The organism is Lentibacillus kapialis (assembly GCF_014646635.1).
Taxonomy (GTDB): Bacteria; Bacillota; Bacilli; order Bacillales; family Amphibacillaceae; genus Lentibacillus; species Lentibacillus kapialis.
The window spans coordinates 1-20,949 of record NZ_BMNQ01000060.1; the positions used below are offsets into that span (position 1 = coordinate 1).

The following is a 20,949-nucleotide window of genomic DNA, read 5'->3' on the forward strand; positions in this document are numbered from 1 at the left end:
TGAAATGTGTGGAGGGGAAATGTATCCAGCGTATTATAATGGCGTACATGGACAGGAATATAAATTATCGGATTTTCTCTAACGAAGATAGAAAAAAGACCGGGCCGCACTTTGCCCGGTTTTTCTAATAACGTCAGAAAGTATAAAATGGTTGACCTAATAAGGAACGTTTCGGCATTCGCTATAAGACGAGGCAAATCCCGAGTTTTTCTAAAGAAACCAATATGGTTACGCTCTATATTAGTCACCATCATCTAACAAATTTTTTGGACATATGTATCGAAATTATCTTTAAAATCCGTTATAGTAGAGTATATAGGTAATTCAAGGGTGTATTTTTGGTTATTATATGACATATTATGTTTAGCCAGTAAAAATCGGGGTAATAAGTCAATACCCCATTTTGATGCTTGATGCACTTATTACCGTACTGAATACCGTCGAAGTGAAGGAGTGAGTCTATGGAAGCCTTGTTGTACATTTCTGCTATAATTGCTGCAGTATCGATTGCAGTCCTTATTGTGTTTATTGTTGTGACATTGAAGGCGGCACAGAAGACATTGAATGATGTGTCGCATACGCTGGAAAATCTGGAAACCCAGATGCAGGGCGTTACAACCGAAACAACCGAGCTGCTTCAAAAAACCAATAATCTTGCAGACGATGTCAACCAAAAATCGGACAAGTTGAATGCATTATTTGAAGGCGTCAATGGGGTTGGCGAAACTGTTAACGAGTTTAATGGATCATTACGCAAATTATCAAGCAATATTTCCAAAGCCGCCTCAAAAAATCAAGAGAAAGTATCCGAAGTGCTTAAATGGGGCAATTCGATTATTGAATTTTGGAAAAAGAAAAAAAATAAATAAATTTTTTAAGGAGGAATCAGGATGGAAAACAATGAGAACAACAACATTAACACGAAGGATTTTATGATTGGAACACTCATCGGTATTATTGCAGGTGCTATAGCTGCCTTATTGTATGCGCCGAAATCCGGCCGGGAGTTAAGAGGAGATATTAATGAAAATGCAATGCAGCTACGGGATCGTGCAAGTGAGTGGAAAGATACTGCTTATGAAAAAGGTTCAGAATGGAAAGATACTGCTTATGAAAAAGGGTCTGAATTGAAAGAGAAGGCATATCTGAAAGGTTCTGACCTAAGGACTAAAGCGGCTGATTCCACATCCAAATTGTCAAAGAAAACACAAGAAAAAACCCAGGAAATGAGCAAAAAAGTACAAAACAAATTAAACAAAGATGTCGACGATAATGAAGCTGCCGCAGAAGAAGCAATTGGCGAGGCTGCGGCAGAAGCCGAAAATTCCGAATCAAAATAAAAAATGAACAACCAGCGTTAATTGCGCTGGTTGTTTTTCGTTGTAACGTCAGAAAGTATAAATGATTGGATGACCTTATACAAAAAGCTTCGGCATTCGCTATAAGACAAGGCGAATGCCGAGTTTTTCTAATAACGTCAGAAGACTTGCAGTTGCTGTCATCTGAATCGCATTTAAAATAATTGCGAATAGGATGGTGACAAATTATTAAATTTTAGGTATAATAATGTCTAATTATTTAAATATATTCTCAACATTAGATCTATATTCACAGGAGGGATTGCATTGAGTAATGAATTAGAACAATTGCGCCATCAATTGGATGGTGTCAATAATGAATTACTGGATTTAATTAACCAGCGTGCTGAGATTGTTCAGAAGATTGGGGAAGTTAAAGAAAAGCAGAGCATTAATCGTTTTGATCCGGTTAGGGAACGCAAAATGCTGGATGAATTAACTCAAAAGAATAATGGCCCATTTGAGAATTCAACCATTGAACATATTTTCAAAGAAATATTTAAAGCGAGTCTTGAACTTCAGGAAGACGATCACCGTAAAGCGTTGCTTGTATCCCGAAAGAAAAAGCCTGAAGACACGATTATAGATATTAAAGGTGAAAAGGTCGGTGATGGCAACCTTCATCACATTATGGGACCCTGTTCAGTTGAAAGCTACGAGCAGGTTTCAGAAGTTGCAAAATCCGTAAAACAAAAAGGGCTTAAGATGCTCCGAGGCGGTGCCTTCAAACCAAGAACCTCTCCATATGACTTCCAGGGACTTGGTGTAGAAGGTCTGCAGATTTTAAAACGCGTTGCTGATGAGCAGAATCTTGCAGTTATAAGTGAAATAGTCAATCCGGAACATGTGGAAAAAGCATTGGATTATGTTGACGTCATTCAAGTCGGCGCCCGCAATATGCAAAATTTTGAATTGCTTAAGGCTGTCGGTGAGACAAATAAGCCGGTATTGCTGAAACGTGGAATGTCTGCAACGATTTCCGAATTCGTAAATGCAGCAGAATATATTAATTCAAGAGGCAATGGGGACATTATTCTTTGTGAACGTGGTATCCGGACGTACGAAAAAGCTACCCGGAACACGCTGGACATCTCATCAGTGCCCATTCTGAAACAGGAAACTCACTTACCTGTTATGGTTGATGTAACCCATTCGACAGGGCGCCGAGATATTCTGCTTCCGGCGGCAAAAGCAGCCATTGCTATTGGTGCAGACGGAGTTATGGCAGAAGTTCATCCGGATCCTGCGGTAGCCTTGTCAGATTCAGCTCAACAAATGGATATCCCAACATTTGAGAATTTCATGAATGAACTTGATGAATATGCACCACGGGTCGCTGTACAAAAATAAATCGTTTCTCGGTTTTCAAAAACAAACGGCAGGCCTGGAAAGAGTTTAAAGGTTGATCTTTTTAAGATCAGCCTTTAAATTTTTGTGTTTTATCGCATCTTATCGTATCATAATGAGAAAGAAAACGTTTTTGCACTCAGACTGGAGGTAGTTGAAGATGACTGTAACAATATACGATGTAGCAAGAGAAGCGAACGTTTCAATGGCAACCGTTTCCCGTGTTGTGAACGGGAATCCGAATGTGAAACCTGTCACACGCAAAAAAGTACTGAATACGATTCAGGAGCTGGGGTATCGTCCGAATGCTGTTGCAAGAGGTCTGGCAAGCAAGAAAACAACAACAGTAGGTGCTATTATCCCGGATATTTCGAGTATCTTTTTTGCGGAACTGGCCAGGGGTATTGAAGATATTGCCACCATGTACAAGTATAATATTATCCTGAGTAACTCCGACCAAAATAAAGATAAAGAATTACAACTGATCAATGCTATGCTGGGAAAACAGGTCGATGGGATTCTGTTCATGGGCGGAGACATAACAAGTGAGCATGTAGATCAATTCCAATCGTCCTCAGTGCCAGTAGTACTGGCAGCAACATATGATGAAACCAACTCGATTCCGTCCGTGAATATCGATTACGAGGCTGCTGCCTTTGAAGCGACCTCATATTTACTTGATAAAGGAAATGAAAAAATGGCATTTATCTCCGGCGTTGATGATACATTGATCAATAAGGAGAAATATAATGGCTATCTGCGTGCGTTCAAGGAAAAATCAATCAGCGTGAATGAAAATTATATTTTAACCGGTGATTACTCGTATGATTCAGGTATAGAGGCTGTTAATCAATTGCTGGCATTGGATGACATGCCAACTGCAGTGTTTGTGGCTTCAGACGAAATGGCTTTAGGTGTGATTCACGGTGCCCAGGATAAGGGATATAAAGTTCCGGATGATATTGAAGTGTTCGGCTTTGACAATACAAGACTGGCTACTATGGTCCGCCCTGCACTGTCAACGATTGTTCAGCCAATGTATGATATCGGGGCTGTTGCCATGCGCTTATTGACCAAATATATGAACAAAGAAGAAGTCGAAGAGAAAAAAGTTGTCTTGCCACACCGGATAATTGAAAGAACGTCAACAAAATAACACATGTCTAAGTTAGAGCCAATAATGAAATTAAACGTGTCATTAATCGGGTTTTTGCACAGGATTTTTTAAGGGAGATGATTATTGAGATCATCTCCCCTTATTTTTTATCTTGTCTTTACATGCTGCATGCCCACACCTTTAATTAAAGGTGTGAATAAGCGGTGGTGATCACTGCTCTTATGAGCCTTGCATTCAACGGGAAAACTCTTCGCTGAATGAGTTTTCGCTTGGTGGGTGTATGGACTTATTTTTGGTATACTTCAATGCAGTCTCGAGGACTTTAGTATTTTTTTCGGTAATCTCGGCTTTTCTTGGGATAGGCGGTATCATTTGTTTATCATCATGCCAAGTTTCAGGCAGTTTGACAGGTGATTTTTTCTGCCAATGATACTGCCAGTCATTCGAAAGGGCACCCTTTTGTATCTTCCCTGTTTTCATGACACTCCAAATTTGAGCCCATGCCCGAGGAACTACGCGCCACATGTCATATCCGCCACCACCCAGCGCAATCCAGCGATCATTGCAATATTTATGCGCCAGTTCATGTGCAAGCATCGGAATACGCTCGAAAGTCTCCATCGTTGCACATAAATGTGTGAGCGGGTCAAACGCATGTGCATCCGCACCATTTTGTGTCAAGATCACATCAGGCCGGAAATAGTCAACAATCTCTCTGAACGCAGATTCATAAAGGTGAATAAAGGATTCATCCTCAGTAAATGCATCGATTGGCAGATTAAACGAAAATCCGTGGCCTTCTTTGATGCCGCGTTCATTTATCTGGCCGGTGCCGGGAAAAAGATATCTGCCGGTTTCATGGATAGATAAAGTACAGACATTGGGATCATCATAGAAAGCCCACTGAACACCATCACCGTGATGAGCATCGGTATCCACATACAAGACTCTTAAGTTATATTTTTCACGAATATACTTGATGGCAATTGCTCCATCGTTATAAATGCAAAACCCACTTGCTTTCTGTTTAAATCCATGGTGAAGTCCGCCACCCAGATTTAAAGCATGATCAAATTTTCCCTGCAGAACGGAATCAACTGCAGAAAGTGTCCCGCCGACAAGATAGCTTGAGGCTTGATGCATATTTGGAAAGGCGGGTGTATCCTCTGTGCCAATACCGTATTCCAAGCATTCTTCTGCAGTTAAATTTTCAGTACCCGCTTTTTTAACGGAATTGATATAGGTTCTGTCATGAACAAGCGCAAGCTCGTCATCTGTAGCCATCCGTGGTTTGATAATATGTTCATTTGATAATAACTGTGTTTTCTCCAATAAATCCTTGGCTAATAAAACCCGTTTTTGATTAAAAGGATGATCCGAATGAAAATGATAGTTCAAGAATTCATCTGAATAAACAAAAGCTGCTCGGCACATCATACTTTTGGCTCCGCAATGTTATTAGGCCACATCAACTCATAGCCGGCATTTCGCAAATCCTGTATGACCGGCAGTGGATTCATTGTCTGAATACGGAATACAAGGATTTTGTAATTCGGATCATCATTATACGGATATACCAGAACAGATGTGATATTCGTTCGGCGCTGACCGAAGACTGAAGCTACTTCCGGCAGAATTCCGGGTTTATGCGGTACTTTAATCTCAATCTGCGAGCTTTGATGAACATTTGTCCCGGTCAACTGGATCAGGGTATACAGCATATCCTTTTCAGTAATAATGCCGATTAACTGATTGTCACGGACAACAGGAAGACAGGAAAATTTCCCTTCATAAAAAACTTGTGCTATTTCCTCGACAAAATCCAGTGGATGTACTGTTTTCACCGGATAACTCATAATTGAGTAAAGTTCATTATTCAATGTTTTGTGATCGGTGTGATCGTCAAAAACAGAAGGTGAGGCATCACGTATGTCGCGATCTGATACAATACCGACAAGCTGCATTTCTGCATTCACAATCGGAATGTGACGAATATGATAGTTTTGAAACAATTGGTGTGCATCGGCTATAGTAGCCGTCGGTGTAAGCGTCATAAGTTCCGTTTTCATGACTTCTTCAACAAGCATTATAATCCCTCCCTCATGCTGCGGTATTGATGCCGCTGCAAAAATCTTAATTTATCAAATTGTTTAATGGATTCTTCCGGCACGTTTTTTCCGATTCGGACCATTAGGCAGTTGGCCGGATGTGAGATGATTTCCGGATCATCAGTCGGAGCAGGCAGAAGGCCCCCGGCTGCCATCATTTTCTCCATGACTTTACGGTAGTCCCAGACGCTTAAACGTGTTTCATCGAGATCCCAATGCCAATAATATTCAGTGGAAATGACAATGTAGTTTTCCATGTAGTCATCCATCATGGAAACCTTCAGTAAACCTGAAGCAACACCGGCGCCTCGGTAGGTTGGAATCACTTCAACAGCTCCCAATTCAATTAGATCCTCCATATTAAACGTTGACCAGCGTTCCATCGGATCCGGATGTAAATAGGTCACATAGCCGATGATGGTATCTTCAGTTCGAGCAATAATAATTCTTCCCTCATTAAAATCCGCAATGCTTATGATAGCTTCAAATTGTTTCGGAGCAGGGCGGAACGCTGTCAATTGTTCATGAAAACGATACTTTTTCAGTTCATCTGACGGGACTGGTCCTTCGATGATGATAGAACTTGTTGGGGTATCACGCATCGTTGAATGATATGTTTTTGTGTGGTCCATTTTTTCACCATCCTTGAATGGGATAAATAATAGCGTTTTCATTAAGTTCATTATACATGATTTTGAATCTGATTTTTAGTGGAAGCTGGAAAAAGTTATAAAAATAGCACATAAAGGGGAGGGGATCCCCATTATGCGCATTAACTGTTATCATTCTGACTCTGTGAGTTACTCTGATCCTTATTGTTGTTATTGCTGTTGTCTTTTTGTTTCTTATCATCTTTTTTGTCATTATTGGGACCGGAATCGTTGTTTTTATCCCTGTCATCGCCGGAACCATCATTGCTGTTTCCGCCATTGTTGTCATTATCGTTTTTGCTTTCGGCGTTTTTGTTATTGTTATTGTTATTGTTATTGTTATCGCCATTATCGTCATTATCGTCGATATCGTCATTATTGTCATTATCTGAATTGTCATTGGAATCTTCACTTGATTTCGAATTATCATCAGATCCTGAAGGGCTGCCGACTTTTGTTGTTTTGGATGCTGATGATTCCTGGCCGAAATAGTCAACGGCTTTTACATGATAAAACGCATTGTTATCCGGGACGGTATAGCTTGTCCGTGTTGTGCTAGCGACTTGGTTAAATGAACCATCCGGGCTGCTCGCCCGGAATATGCGATAGCCAATCACATCGTTGCTTTCTGAACTGCTCCACGATAAGTTTTCACCTGATGTTGAGACGGATTTTGGAGCTGCTGGGCTTTGACCGTCGTTTTCAATCCCACCGCTGCTTATACCAGATTGTGGAAGACCAATTTTTTCCCAGGCATCTCGGTTTGTCCGCGGAAAAAGAACCGAAAGATCGCCAAGTTTATTATAGCCATTCCGTTTCAAAAATTCCGGATTGAACGTCAGTCCGTTACCTTCAACAAATCCTTTTGGCGTCTTATCACCGGCTGCCACGGCTTTCCCGTTAACCATGACGTATGAACCGCGGGTAAGACTATCGTCTTTTTCAGTTGGCACATATTTTGAGTTAAATAAATCGGTTTTGATCAGTCCGGCTTCCTCACATAAATCTGACGGAAGTTTGCCTGAAATGGCACAGTAGCTTCGTGATACGATACCATCAGGGCGTTCAAAACTTTTATCCGGCGCTACCAAATCAGGATTTATATCTGATGCTGCGTTGACAAGTTCAGCCCATAATTTCTGGGTTCGCTGACTGTAGCTGAGCGAGCATGATGGGCATTGAATACTTTTTCCTTTTCTGTAACCAATCCACACGCCCATCGATACATTCGGATTGACCCCGACAAACCACGCATCCTTATAATGCTGCGAAGTACCAGTTTTACCTGCCCAGTCGACACCGCTGTGTTTAAGCTGCGAATTCAAATATGTGCCTGTTCCTTCATCAATAACATCACGCATGATATCCAGCGTCAAGTAAGATGTTTCCGGTGAAAAAACTTTGGCAGGGTCGGGTTTGTGTTCATATATGACATTGCCGTCCTGGTCTGTTATTTTTTCAATCATATAACCGTCGGCAAATTTCCCATTATTGCCGAGTGTTGAGAATGCATTTACGTTTTCCTCGACCGTGATACCTTTGGATGTACCACCAATTGCAAGGGAGAGATTGGCATACTCATTGTCTCCGATTGAAGTAATACCCATTGGTCTGAGAAATTCACTTACGGGATCCTGATCGTTAAAACGGCTGTACACATCAACTGCCGGGATGTTGTATGAATTATAAAGTGCTTTTCTGGCTGAAACAAGCCCATGATATCCGCCGCCATAGTTGCCGGGGGAGTATCCACCCGCGAACGTTTTGGGAATATCAGCTATTGGTGTTCCGGGTTGTATGATACCTTTTTCAAACGCCGGTGCATAGGCAAGAATCGGTTTCATCGTACTGCCGTTAGATCGTTCAGCTTGGGTGGCATAATTGAATTGGTTACCTTTATTATAATCCCTTCCGCCGACAAAACTGATAATTCGCCCGCTGCTATTTTCCATTAAAATGCCACCTGTTTGTATTTGTTGCGTTTTTTTGACTTGTTCGCCCGATTCCGGATCTTTTACATAGCCGGTCCAGTCTGGTCCATAATACGCGTAGTTTTCGGCGATTTTCCTGAATTTATCATGTGTTTTTTTATCAATGGTTGTATGGATATTGTAACCATCTTTGCGCAAAGCGCGATCGGCCAATACGTTATATTCTTCTTTCAATGCCTTTTTGTTGTTTAAATCTTTCATGGAATAGCCGTCTTGTTCTGCCAAGTGTTTCATGAGAATGTCACTGGCACGTTTTTGGGCTTCATATGTCAGGTATGGATATTTTTCGGCCGGAGACTGGGATTTCTCAGTAAAATCAGCGGTTATATCGTAGTTCAATGCCTCCTTATACTGTTTTTTTGTAATATAATCGGTTTCGTACATTCTTTCAAGTACAGATTTCATTCGGTTAAGGCCTGGCTTTAGTGCTTTTTCTTCTTTTAATCCGCCACTGTTTTTAAACGGTGTATAGTAAGTCGGGCTTTGCGGGAGCCCGGCAAGATAAGCTGCCTGAGGCAAATTAATTTCGGACGCATCAATGCCGAATATACCTTGTGCAGCAGTTTGGATTCCGGCAATGTTCCCTCCTGAGGCATCACGTCCATATGCGACAATATTCAAATAGGCTTCCAGAATTTCGTCTTTTTCAAAGAAGCGCTCGAGCCGCATGGCAATTAAAATTTCCTTTGCTTTCCGCTCATAGGATACTTCGTTTGTCAGTATCTGGTTTTTTACAAGTTGCTGTGTAAGCGTACTTCCGCCGGATTGTGTCGATGAATTGGTCACTTGCTGGACAAGCGCCCGCACAATTGCTTTTGGAACGATTCCTTTATGTTCGCTGAAATATTCATCTTCTGTTGCAATCACTGCATCCTCCAAAACGTCCGATACATTATCGAGGGATACTTCTTCCCGGTAAATGTCAGAACGGATATCACCAATATATGTTTCACCAGCAAAGTAAAGCGACGATGTCTGTTCATAATTATAAATATCCGCTTGCATACTTTCATAGTCGCGTACCGGCTCATCTTTTACAAGTGATGCAAAATATCCGGCGCCGACTCCCCCTGCGAAGAAACCTCCAATCACCGCAATAATTACGAAAAATAATATCATGCTCCAGATGACATCATAACTGATGCGCGATGACTTTTGAATTTTACCTGTTCCCCAGATTGACTTAGCTTTTTTAACATAATGATATGAATGAAGACTTTCCCAAAGCGATTTAATCTTATTTTTATATTTTTGGGCTAATTCCTTGAAGTCCACTATCTAAAACCTCCCCCTGAATCAAATCCATTATAGCACAGCAGCCATACCTGTTGAATTATTTTTTTTGACTTGTATATTGCGTTTGTATTACAAATGTGGTATGAATAGATAATAGTAAAATATTTAACACGTTGAAGGATCACAGTAGTTGAGCAAATCACTTTTTGCAGAGAGCCGGCGGATGGTGTGAGCCGGAGAAATTTGCCTGCGAATTACAATCTGGAGTTTCTTCTTTTAATCAGACGCTAAACAAGGCATCCGTTTTGCTTAAAAGAAGGCGGTGGTAGCATCGTTAACAACCCCAAGTGGCATATTGTGCAACAAGGGTGGTACCGCGAGTTCAACTCGTCCCTTAATTTTTGAGGGGCGGGTTTTTTATTTTTTTGAAATGGAGTGGAGACTATATGGACATTTTACAAGACTTGGAAAGTAGAAATTTAATTCAGCAAACGACTGATCGGGAAGCTTTGCAGAAACACTTGAACGAAAATCAAGTGACACTATATTGCGGCTTTGACCCAACCGCTGACAGCCTTCATATCGGACATCTGCTTCCTATTATCATCCTTAAGCGATTCCAGAAGGCGGGTCATAAACCAATTGCTCTGATTGGCGGTGGAACAGGTATGATTGGCGACCCGAGCGGCAGATCAACCGAACGTTCCTTGAATGAAGCATCGGTTGTGCATGGGTACAGTGAAAAAATTAAACAGCAGATGGCTAAACTGCTTGATTTTGATAATGGTACTAATGCGGCAACAGCCCGGAATAATCATGACTGGCTTGGCCAAATGACTGTTATCGATTTTCTTCGTGATGCCGGCAAGCATTTTGGTATCAACTATATGCTGGGCAAAGAATCAGTGTCAGCGAGGATTGAGCAGGGCATCTCATACACCGAATTTAGTTACATGATCTTGCAGTCGCTGGATTACATGAAACTATATGAGCAGGAAAATTGTACATTACAAATCGGTGGCAGCGACCAATGGGGGAATATCACAGCCGGTATGGAACTGATTCGGCGTTCCCGCGAGAATGAAGACGAGGACATAAATGTGTTTGGTCTGACGATGCCGCTGATTACAAAAGCTGATGGCAGCAAGTTCGGCAAAACGGCAGGTGGAGCTATTTGGCTTGACCCGGAGAAAACAACACCATATGAGTTTTATCAATTCTGGATTAACGCTGATGACCGTGATGTTATGAAGTTCTTGCGTTACTTCACTTTCCTCGGGGAGGATGAATTGAAAGAATTACAAACAGAACTCGAAAATAATCCGGAAAAACGGCTGGCCCAAAAGCGTCTTGCTGAGGAAATGACAACGATGGTCCACAACCGGGAAGCTTTGGAACAGGCGCAAAAAATTACGGCATCCCTGTTTAGCGGCGATTTGAAAGATTTGTCCGCCAGCGACATCGAGCAGGGATTTAAAGATGTTCCAACATATGAAGTATCCACAGAAAGCATCGGTTTAATTGATTTGCTCGTTAATGCGTCGATATCCTCCTCCAAGCGCCAAGCGAGGGAAGACATCAAAAATGGCGCGATTTACATCAATGGTAAACGCCGGCAGGACCTGCAGCACGTGATAAATGAAGAAGACCGTATTGGCGATCAATTCACCGTTATCCGGCGTGGCAAGAAGAAATACTTCCTTGTGCGCTTTAGTTAAGTTAAATCTTCCTTTAAAACAATAATCGAAATGAATGTGGATCTGGGGTATGCCATTTTTTTATGCCCCTTTTGGCTGGCTTTATTTCGAGTATAGAAGTAGAAAGGGAGGTTATTGCAGAAGAAAGAACGAAATAGTAAGCGGGATTATGAGATTATAGAAATCCAGTCGAATGATAAATCGTTCGTGTTATTTTAAAATTTAATAGTGATGCAAAAAATGCTCAGATACAATTTCTGAGCATTTTTGATGCTTTATACAGGAATTACTTTTAATTATTTTTCCTTTTCAAACGCCTTTACTGCTGCTTCAGCCACTTGGACATCCTGAGCCACTGCTCCACCGCTTACGCCGACTGCGCCTGTTACTTTACCGTCTTTTTCAAGTGGAAACCCACCGCCGAAGACAACGATTTTTCCTTGATTGGTTGTGTTAAGCCCCCAGAGTTCCGGATGTTGGCATTTTTAGGGCGACTGAAGTCCAGGCCTTATTATGTGCGATGTCGATACTTGCTAACCATGCATCATCCATACGGTGCGTCGCAACAAGGTTGCCGCCATCATCAAGTATAGAAATGACCATTTGTACACCTATGCTTTCCGCTTCCTGTTCAGCCCTGTCAATCAGCTTCTTTGCTGTGTTTAAACTGAGTTTTTCCACTTTAGTCATCCTTTCTAAGTGTTATTTTCAATCTTTTAATTCATTTCAATCAGTCATTTTCCCGGCTCATTAAGAAACAAAACAGCATTTTCAAAAAATCTATTTAATTTTTAAATTTTTCAGTTTTATAAAGTGATAAACGGGTAGACAACGAATAGGCTATTCACAATGAATGTTAATCTGAATATTTCCGAAAGAATAAGGAGGTTATGTTGTTGGCTGGTAATCGTGGAGTCGTTTATACGGGAGATGGAAACGTAGAAGTGCAAGATATTGCGTATCCTGATTTGGTGCTGCATGATGGTCCGGGTGTGCCGCAATCGAATGCCGAAAGAAAATGTGAGCATGGAGTTATACTGAAAAATATTGTCACCAATATCTGCGGAAGTGATCAGCATATGGTTCGCGGACGAACAACGGCCCCGTCAGGTCTAGTGCTGGGACATGAAATCACCGGTGAAGTGATTGAAGCGGGAAGGGATGTTGAATTTATCGAAAAAGGTGACATCGTTTCTGTGCCGTTTAATGTGGCATGCGGTCGTTGTAAAATGTGCAAGCGCCAGGATACACATATCTGTTTGAATGTTAATCCGGAAAGACCAGGTGGTGCGTATGGTTATGTTGATATGGGCGGTTGGGTAGGCGGACAGTCCGAATATGTCATGGTCCCATATGCTGACTTTCAATTATTGAAATTCCCGGATAAAGACAAGGCAATGGATAAGATTCTCGATCTCACAATGCTCTCAGATATTTTTCCAACAGGTTATCATGGTGCAGTAAGTGCAGGTGTCACAACAGGCTCTACGGTTTACGTAGCTGGTGCCGGTCCGGTTGGATTGGCAGCGGCACATTCCGCTCAATTGCTTGGTGCGGCAGTTGTGATTGTTGGTGATTTGAAAGAAGCGAGGCTTAAACAAGCCAGAAGTTTTGGGTGTGAAACAATCAACTTAAAAGAACATGACAATGTCGGTGAACAAATTGAGCAGATTCTCGGTATCCCTGAAGTTGACTGTGCGATTGATGCAGTTGGTTTTGAGGCATATGGACATGGAACGGATCATCAGGATGCGCCGGCTACCGTACTTAATACAATGATGGAAGTTGTGGAAGCAGGTGGCAAATTTGGCATTCCGGGACTTTATGTAACTGAGGATCCGGGAGCTAAGGATGAGGATTCCAAACAGGGATCGTTGAAAGTGCGATTTGGACTGGGCTGGTCAAAAGCCCATTCGTTTACGACAGGGCAAACCCCTGCTATGAAATACCAGCGTCAATTAATGAATGCGATTCTGAATGAGAAAGCCGATATCGCAAACGTTGTGAATGCAACAGTCATATCGCTTGATAAGGCTCCGCAAGGGTATGCGGATTTTGACAGTGGTGTTGCGAAAAAATTCGTAATTGATCCGCACGGTACGTTAAGCAAATAATAATGTACAGACATGTTCAGCTGATTAAAGCCTTATCTCAAATAGATTGCTGGCAGACATAATATAATAACAACAGCTTGTTGCATCATGTCTTTATGAAGCATAAAAAACTCGCGAATCTTTTAATATGTCAAAAGTTCGCGAGTTTTATAAATGCCGATGCCGACCCTAACGTGAGTAGTACTCAACGATAAGTGCTTCGTTAATTTCAGCAGGGAGTTCAGAACGCTCAGGATAGCGTGAATACGTTCCTTCCTTTTTATCTTCATCAAATGTCAAGAATTCCGGTACGAAGTTGTTCACTTCAATCGCTTCTTGAATGATGTCAAGGTTTTGTGACCGTTCACGCAAACTGATGACCTGACCCGGCTTCACACGGTATGAAGGGACATCAACACGTCCACCATCCACAATTACGTGACCGTGCACGACAAGCTGGCGTGCCTGGCGGCGTGTACGCGCCAATCCGAGACGATAAACCAGGTTGTCCAGGCGGGATTCCAATAAGAGCATGAAGTTCTCACCATGGACACCTCTCATTTTACCCGATTGGGCGAAAAGGTTGCGGAATTGGCGTTCATTCAAGCCGTACATGAAGCGCAATTTTTGCTTTTCCTGCAGCTGAAGACCATATTCAGACATTTTTTTGCGCTGATTGGGTCCATGCTGTCCTGGAGGGTAAGGGCGTCTATCCAGTTCCTTACCGGTTCCTGTCAATGAAATGCCGAGGCGGCGTGATTTTTTCCAGTCTGATCCGGTAAATCGTGCCATAGGACATTTCCTCCTTTATAGTTTATTAGCATAAAATAAACGTCCGTGTTCCTGATCATTGTCCATTTTATTTTCATGTATCTTCGCTCCAGCAGCAGAGAGTTACACGATACACCTCCTAAGTTTGGAGGAATAAAATGGAGGCAATGCCGGTTCACATAGGCTACCTTTTTATTTTACACAACGAATAGTATATAGGCTACCAAGTCGGAAGTCAACCATTTTATACTTTTTGATAACGTCAGAGGGTATAAAATGGATGACCTTACAAGAAAAGCTTCGGCATTCGCAATAAGACGAGACGAATGCCAAGTTTTTCTAATGGCATTGTAAAAAATGTATTTAATTCAGGAATCTTTCCAGTTCTTGTGCGAATTTTTCCAGATGGATTTTATCTGTTTCATCAAAACGGTTTTTAATCGGACTATCAATATCAAGCACGCCATAGATGCCATTTCCTTTTGATAGTGGTACAACAATTTCAGATTGGCTGGCGCCGTCACAGGCAATATGCCCCGGAAAGACCGATACATCTTCCACAAGCTGTGTTTTCCATTCCTTGATGGCGGTTCCGCAGACACCTTTGCCATATTCAATTCGGATACAGGCAGGCAAACCTTGAAATGGGCCTAAGACTAATTCGTCTTCCTTCCAGAGATAGAATCCAACCCAATTCACCTTATCGAGAAATTGATTCAGGAGTGCAGAGGCATTCGATAAAATGGCCAGAGGATCTGTTTCATCTTCGGAAAGAGCAGTCAATTGTTTTATCAGAAGTTCGTAATCTTTTACTTTATCACCGGAATAATCGGTTGCCTGAAACATATCAATTCATTTCCTTCCATTAATATTTCGACAAAAAGCTGAGGTAATTGTCGAGCGAAAATTGCAGGATATTTCTTTTTATTGTCGTAAACATGAAGTAAGGGGGAATGAGTCCAGTGAAAAAAACTCCAACGAAACAAAAAGTTATTGATGCGGCATCTTCACTGTTTTTTCAGAATGGTTTCCATGGCACATCTGTCAGGGATATAGCTGATAAAGCGGCTGTCAATGTTTCCCTAATCAGTTACTATTTCAAGAGCAAACAAGGACTTCTTGAGTATGCTGTTACGCAATATTATGAAGCTTATCTTGAAACGATTGAAATATCATTGATGGAAAATGATCCACTTCCACCACTGGAGAAACTGAAACATCTGATTGGCGCTATTATACAATACAAGCAGCACAACCATCAATTATCATGTTTTATTCATCGTGAGCTGTCACTTGATTCAGTGTTTGTCCGGGAAATGGCGGTTACCTATCTAGCAAAAGAGAACTATGTCATCAGCAATGCTTTTTATGCTATATTTTCCGAACAAAAAGGGAGGCACTTGGACAAACGATTTTTACTCATGCAACTGAAAGGCATGCTAACCACACCATATCTGATGCAATACGAATGGAAAGACCATGTTGTGGGGGAATTTTCTCACCGTCAATTTGTCAGGAATTACACACGGACAATTGATAAATGGCTGGAATATGTTGTGGAGCAAGATACAGAAAAGGCGAGATGAATTTGATGAAAAAGAGACTAATTGCGGAGGTTTTGGTCATGTAGCACAAAAATAGTGTCGAATCGTGAATTCATGTGAATTTATTTGAATTTTTTTAGCCAAAAATGCTATTAACGTGGTATTATTAATAATAAGGATAACGATTTTCCGAAACAGGTTTCTTATACATATGTTAAGGGAATTAAACCTCTTATTAGTAATGACGTGCTAGGGGGCATTTTATGGCATACATAATTGGAAGTATTCTGGTTATCATCGCAATTATTATTACGGGGTTAATCATTCGTAAAAGAGTTTATGATGTTGTTGACCGGCTGGAAGCATGGAAAATGGATATCATGAACCGTAACATTGCATCTGAACTCTCCCGTGTTAAAAATCTTAATCTATCCGGTGAAACCCAGGAAAAATTTGAATCATGGAAAGAACGCTGGGAGTACATTGTGACGAAGGAGTTGCCGGATATTGAAGAATATTTGTTTGATGCGGAAGAGGCCTCTGACCGATATCGTTTTCCCACTGCCAAAAAGAGATTGGGTATAGCGGAGAAAACCTTACAATCGGTTGAAAGAGAGATTGATGAAATGTTGGAAGAAGTTGACCAATTGATGAAATCGGAGGAGTCGAGCCGTAAAGATATAGAGCAAATTGAACCTGATTTAAAAGCCTTGCGTAAAAAACTTTCGCTGGGCCGCAGCCGATATGGCAAGGCAGAAGCACAATTTGACTATGAGATTGATGAACTGGAAAAAGAACTTGGGCATTACCATGAATCAGTGGAAGCGGGTAATTATTCAGAAGCCCAAAATCTGGCTGAAGAGCTGAAACAGCGGCTCGACCGGTTAGCGGCAGAAATGGATGAATTCCCTGCTATCTATCGAAAATGCAAGCATGACTTACCTGAACAGCTTGATGAGTTATTAAAAGGGCTGCATGATATGAAGCAAGATGGCTATCGGATCGAACACCTTGGTTTTGAAAAAGAGGCAAAACATCATCAGTACAGGCTCACCGAATGTATGGAATCTCTTGAAAAGGGTGACACATCAACAGCAAATGCGATTATTCCTGAAATTGAAGAACGGATTGCGGAAATGTATCAGCTTCTTGAAAAAGAAGCACTTGCCAAAAATTATGTAGATACAAAATTAAAACCTTACCAGGATGCATTAAGCGAACTGGAAAGTAATTTTAATGTTACAAAGGAAGAAGTTGAAGCGTTGCGAGAGAATTACTATTTTGAAGATGGAGATATGGAAAAATATCTTTCATTGGATAAAGCAATTACGCAACTGCATAACCGGCTGAAAGAAATAAATGATTCAGTTGAGCATGACAGCACACCGTATTCTGAGCTTCGGGAAGAACTGGAAAAAGGTTTTGAAGAACTAGGATCACTGAAAGAACATCATGAATCACTTAAAAAACGCATTCAGGATATGCGCCAGGATGAAATTGAAGCAAAAGAAAAATTGGAAGAGATGCGAAAGCAATTATATGAGGTTAATCGCCGGCTGAAAAAGAGTAATATCCCAGGTGTTCCAAGTTTTATATGGAATAAAATGGAAGAAGCAGTTGAGAGGAATAACCGGGTTTTTTCGGCCCTTGAAAAACAGCCGCTGGATATGATAGAGGTTCAGCAGGCTTTATCTGAAGCCAAGAATACTGTGGACTATGTGGCTGAGCAAACTGAAACCCTTCTGGACCAGGCATATTTAACCGAACAAGTCATTCAATATGCCAACCGCTATCGCAGCCGGGATCCTGAACTCGCCCAAAAACTTACAGAAGCTGAACGTTTATTCCGTGCTTATGAGTATGAACTTGCACTTGAGCAGGCTGCAAGAGCTGTTGAAGAAGTTGAACCTGGAGCATTAAAGCATATCGAGCAATTTCAGGAGGCAGTAAATTAATGTGTTCTTGAAATATGCGGAATGTTTGGCGTAAGTTATTATAAGTGTTATCATTCAAACAAATTTTCTAATTAAAAAACGGATGATTCCGGTGGCATAACTACCAATATTTTGCAGGAACTGGAATCAGTGCGAAAAAAAGATGTTAAGGCTGCCTTAATGGGAAGGATAAGATTTGACAGTTGATCCTTTTTCTAATAAGCAGCCTTGCTTATTGTCAAACGTAAAAAGATTTACAGGGAGTTATGAGCATGATTTATTTAGACAACAGTGCAACGACTAAACCTGATCCGGCTGTCCTTGAAAGTTTTCAGCAGACATCCGGACGTTTTTTTGCCAATCCATCGAGCCTTCATCCATTTGGCGGGGAATCCGAAAAACTGCTCACCAAAGCCAAAAAGCAGGCTGCTGACCTGTTGCATGTGCAGGATGAAGAGATTGTATTCACTTCTGGAGGAACAGAAGGGAACAATCTTGCTATTAAAGGCATTGCACTTGAGCATCAGACTCGCGGCAATCACATTATCACAACAGATGTTGAGCATCCTTCTGTTGATGAAGCGCTAAAAGGGCTGGAGCAATTAGGGTTTGAGATAACCTATTTGCCGGTTGATGAAAATGGGGTCGTCTCCGTCAGTGATGTTAAGAACGCTATTAAAGACAAGACAATTTTAATCAGTATTATGCATGTGAATAATGAACTTGGGTCCATTCAGCCTGTTCAGGAAATTGGTGAAATAGCCAAAGAGCATCCAAAGTTATTTTTCCACGTCGACAATGTACAAGGTTTTGGTAAAGTGCCGTTAAAGATTGCCGAAAGCGGAATTGATTTATGCACGCTATCAGGTCATAAGATTCATGGTTTGAAAGGGACAGGCATTCTTTATGTTAAACAGGGGACAGCATTATTCCCGTTATTCCATGGCGGTAATCAAGAGCAAAATCTCCGATCGGGTACTGAAAATCTTGCCGGTGCCGTTTCACTTGTCAGGGCTCTCCGTTTGATAAGCGAACGGAAGTGTGAAGGAATAGAACATATGCGTGGATTACAGCGACAGCTGCGAGAAAGACTGATTGAAATGGAAGGTGTGGAAATCAATACGCCTGAAGATGCGGCTCCTCATATTATGAATGTATCGGTTCCTGGTATGAAACCGGAAGTTATCATTCACATGCTCGGCGTTCAGGAAATCTATATATCAACAAAATCAGCCTGCTCATCCAAGCAGTCTGATGAAAGTAAAATTCTTGCAGCATGCGGTCACGAAAAAGATCGTTCAGTCTCTGCACTAAGGATCAGTCTGGCTTATGATACGACCGAGGAAGAGATTCACGTATTTATGAATGCATTGTCAGAGACAATCGATCAATTAAAAACAATACTGGAGTAGATAGTTATGCAGTATGATCATATATTAATTCGATATGGTGAAATGGCTTTAAAAGGTAAAAACAGAAAAAGTTTTATTATGCAGCTGGAACATAATCTGCAGCAGCAACTAAAAGACTATCCGAAAACGAAAGTTAAACGCACGCAGGGACGGATGTTTGTCTTATTAAATGGGCATGATCCGGAAGATGTCATGGAAAAATGCAAAAATGTATTTGGCATACAAAGTATGAGTCTGGCGATAAAAGTTCGGAATGACGAAGATGAAATCCACGATGCGGCACTGTGGGCACTGAAGAACGCTATCGATGTTAAAACATTTAAGGTTACTGTAAAACGTGTTGATAAAAAGTTCCCGATACGCTCACAGGATATGAATCAGACCTTAGGCAAATATCTACTGTTAAATACAAACGGATTCACAGTGGATGTGCATAAGCCTGATTTGGAATTAAAGGTTGAAATTAGGACCGAAGCAACCTATATTACCACAAGTGTAGTTCCGGGTCTGGGGGGATTGCCTGTAGGGACATCAGGCAAGACGCTTCTAATGTTATCCGGAGGAATTGACAGCCCTGTGGCTGGATTTTTGGCTATGAAGCGCGGGGTGGAAATCGAGGCTGTCCATTTTCATTCACCACCATTTACGAGCGATCGTGCTAAACAAAAGGTTTTGGATTTAGCTGAAAAACTGACAAGCTATGGTAATAAAGTTAATGTACACGTCGTACCATTCACAAAACTTCAGCAGCACATATTTCGCGAAATGCCGGAAAATTACGCGATGACTATTATGCGTCGTATTATGATGCGAATATGTGAACGAGTATGCAGGAAGGAATCCATTCTCTCAATAACAACTGGCGAGAGTCTTGGTCAGGTTGCCAGTCAAACTATGGAAAGCATGAATACCATTAATGAGGTAACGAATTTTCCGATTCTCCGTCCATTAGTGGCAATGGATAAAGACGATATTGTCCGGGTTTCCAAGAAGATTGATACGTATGATATTTCAATTCGTCCATATGAGGATTGCTGTACAATTTTCGTTCCAAAATCACCGAAGACGCGGCCTGGTCGGGAAAAGGTAAATCAATTCGAGTCACAAACCGATTTTACTGAACTGATTGAGGAAGCAGTTAAAGGTATTGAAGTGGTGACGTTGAGCGGTAAGATAGATGCAGAAAAAGAATTTGACGATTTGTTATAACGAAGAAATTGACAACAACTACCAGTTTTAAGATATCGCTTTGGTACGCAACATAAGGGTACCAAGGAGGTGATTGACTATGCCAAGCAACAACAGTTCAAATCAACTTGTAGTTCCTGGTGCAGAACAAGCTTTAAATCAAATGAAGACTGAAATTGCACAGGAGTTTGGTGTACAACTTGGTGCTGATACAACTTCCCGTGCTAATGGATCTGTAGGCGGGGAAATCACAAAACGTCTTGTGAACACAGCTGAGCAACAATTTGGCGGCAACATGCCACAGTAACAACAACAGAATAATTGTGGCTTAAAGGGGCTATCCTTAAGAGGGTAGCCCTGTTTATATGCAAAAAATTATGGCTGTTGACCAAAATCTATGGTTGACAAATTAGATGTCATTTTGACGTCAGCAGTCGCTTCGGAAAAACACTAGTGTGCTCGTCGTGTTGCAAGTTTTTCGGTGAAGCAGCACTCCTCGCAAC

17 protein-coding genes, 1 pseudogene and 1 other annotated feature are annotated in these 20,949 nt (G+C 41.4%); of the genes and pseudogenes, 11 read left to right on the plus strand and 7 right to left on the minus strand.

The window, feature by feature from the left end; all coding sequences use genetic code 11:
- Window positions 1-461 precede the first annotated feature (461 nt).
- From IEW67_RS15000 to ccpA, 4 genes are all read left to right on the plus strand, one after another.
- On the plus strand, window positions 462-869 hold the full coding sequence (locus IEW67_RS15000; protein ID WP_188633901.1) for a DUF948 domain-containing protein: 408 nt from the start codon (window positions 462-464) through the stop codon (window positions 867-869).
- 21 nt (window positions 870-890) lie between these two features.
- On the plus strand, window positions 891-1,340 hold the full coding sequence (locus tag IEW67_RS15005; RefSeq protein WP_188633902.1) for a YtxH domain-containing protein: 450 nt from the start codon (window positions 891-893) through the stop codon (window positions 1,338-1,340).
- Between the two features lie 285 nt (window positions 1,341-1,625).
- Window positions 1,626-2,708, plus strand: coding sequence for a bifunctional 3-deoxy-7-phosphoheptulonate synthase/chorismate mutase (locus IEW67_RS15010; protein WP_188633903.1), 1,083 nt, complete (start codon window positions 1,626-1,628; stop codon window positions 2,706-2,708).
- A 157-nt stretch (window positions 2,709-2,865) separates the two neighbouring features.
- Entirely contained in the window at window positions 2,866-3,861 is a 996-nt protein-coding gene (ccpA, locus tag IEW67_RS15015; protein ID WP_188633904.1) for a catabolite control protein A, read from the plus strand.
- 195 nt (window positions 3,862-4,056) lie between these two features.
- Here the strand turns inward: ccpA and IEW67_RS15020 are convergent, their stop codons facing one another.
- From IEW67_RS15020 to IEW67_RS15035, 4 genes are all read right to left on the minus strand, one after another.
- A complete protein-coding gene (locus IEW67_RS15020; RefSeq protein ID WP_188633905.1) occupies window positions 4,057-5,259 on the minus strand; it encodes an acetoin utilization protein AcuC in 1,203 nt (400 codons plus the stop codon).
- Complete coding sequence (locus tag IEW67_RS15025) at window positions 5,256-5,909, minus strand: acetoin utilization AcuB family protein (protein WP_188633906.1); 654 nt, start codon at window positions 5,907-5,909, stop codon at window positions 5,256-5,258. Before IEW67_RS15025 ends, IEW67_RS15020 begins: the two co-directional genes overlap by 4 nt.
- Window positions 5,909-6,562 (minus strand): GNAT family N-acetyltransferase, encoded by a 654-nt coding sequence (locus IEW67_RS15030; RefSeq protein ID WP_188633907.1) that lies wholly within the window; start codon window positions 6,560-6,562, stop codon window positions 5,909-5,911. The genes IEW67_RS15025 and IEW67_RS15030 overlap by 1 nt, the downstream gene beginning before the upstream one ends.
- Window positions 6,563-6,702: 140 nt before the next feature.
- Window positions 6,703-9,846 (minus strand): transglycosylase domain-containing protein, encoded by a 3,144-nt coding sequence (locus IEW67_RS15035; protein WP_188633908.1) that lies wholly within the window; start codon window positions 9,844-9,846, stop codon window positions 6,703-6,705.
- A 125-nt stretch (window positions 9,847-9,971) separates the two neighbouring features.
- Window positions 9,972-10,205, plus strand: a binding site (T-box leader).
- A gap of 48 nt (window positions 10,206-10,253) precedes the next feature.
- Here IEW67_RS15035 and tyrS point away from each other — a divergent pair.
- Window positions 10,254-11,525, plus strand: coding sequence for a tyrosine--tRNA ligase (gene tyrS, locus IEW67_RS15040; protein ID WP_188633909.1), 1,272 nt, complete (start codon window positions 10,254-10,256; stop codon window positions 11,523-11,525).
- 275 nt (window positions 11,526-11,800) lie between these two features.
- On the opposite strand, the pseudogene IEW67_RS15045 reads toward tyrS, so the two are convergent.
- Window positions 11,801-12,185 (minus strand): annotated as a pseudogene (locus IEW67_RS15045) (GlcG/HbpS family heme-binding protein).
- Window positions 12,186-12,400: 215 nt separating this feature from the next.
- On the opposite strand from IEW67_RS15045, the gene fdhA reads away from it, so the two are divergent.
- Window positions 12,401-13,618 carry a formaldehyde dehydrogenase, glutathione-independent gene (fdhA, locus tag IEW67_RS15050; protein ID WP_188633910.1) on the plus strand — a complete coding sequence of 406 codons (1,218 nt, stop codon included), beginning with the start codon at window positions 12,401-12,403 and terminating at the stop codon, window positions 13,616-13,618.
- Window positions 13,619-13,786: 168 nt separating this feature from the next.
- Here the strand turns inward: fdhA and rpsD are convergent, their stop codons facing one another.
- Together rpsD and msrC are read right to left on the minus strand one after the other, a co-directional pair.
- Entirely contained in the window at window positions 13,787-14,389 is a 603-nt protein-coding gene (gene rpsD / locus IEW67_RS15055; protein WP_188633911.1) for a 30S ribosomal protein S4, read from the minus strand.
- Window positions 14,390-14,731: 342 nt separating this feature from the next.
- Complete coding sequence (gene msrC, locus IEW67_RS15060; RefSeq protein ID WP_188633912.1) at window positions 14,732-15,214, minus strand: free L-methionine (R)-S-oxide reductase MsrC; 483 nt, start codon at window positions 15,212-15,214, stop codon at window positions 14,732-14,734.
- Between the two features lie 116 nt (window positions 15,215-15,330).
- On the opposite strand from msrC, the gene refZ reads away from it, so the two are divergent.
- The 5 genes from refZ (at window position 15,331) to IEW67_RS15085 (ending at window position 20,753) form a co-directional block, all read left to right on the plus strand.
- On the plus strand, window positions 15,331-15,954 hold the full coding sequence (gene refZ, locus IEW67_RS15065; RefSeq protein WP_188633913.1) for a forespore capture DNA-binding protein RefZ: 624 nt from the start codon (window positions 15,331-15,333) through the stop codon (window positions 15,952-15,954).
- Between the two features lie 221 nt (window positions 15,955-16,175).
- Window positions 16,176-17,867, plus strand: coding sequence for a septation ring formation regulator EzrA (gene ezrA, locus IEW67_RS15070; RefSeq protein WP_188633914.1), 1,692 nt, complete (start codon window positions 16,176-16,178; stop codon window positions 17,865-17,867).
- A 251-nt stretch (window positions 17,868-18,118) separates the two neighbouring features.
- Window positions 18,119-19,258 (plus strand): cysteine desulfurase family protein, encoded by a 1,140-nt coding sequence (locus IEW67_RS15075; protein ID WP_188633915.1) that lies wholly within the window; start codon window positions 18,119-18,121, stop codon window positions 19,256-19,258.
- A gap of 6 nt (window positions 19,259-19,264) precedes the next feature.
- On the plus strand, window positions 19,265-20,467 hold the full coding sequence (thiI, locus tag IEW67_RS15080; RefSeq protein ID WP_188633916.1) for a tRNA uracil 4-sulfurtransferase ThiI: 1,203 nt from the start codon (window positions 19,265-19,267) through the stop codon (window positions 20,465-20,467).
- A 79-nt stretch (window positions 20,468-20,546) separates the two neighbouring features.
- Window positions 20,547-20,753, plus strand: a complete 207-nt coding sequence (locus IEW67_RS15085) for an alpha/beta-type small acid-soluble spore protein (protein ID WP_090081903.1) — start codon at window positions 20,547-20,549, stop codon at window positions 20,751-20,753.
- The last annotated feature ends 196 nt before the right edge of the window (window positions 20,754-20,949 follow it).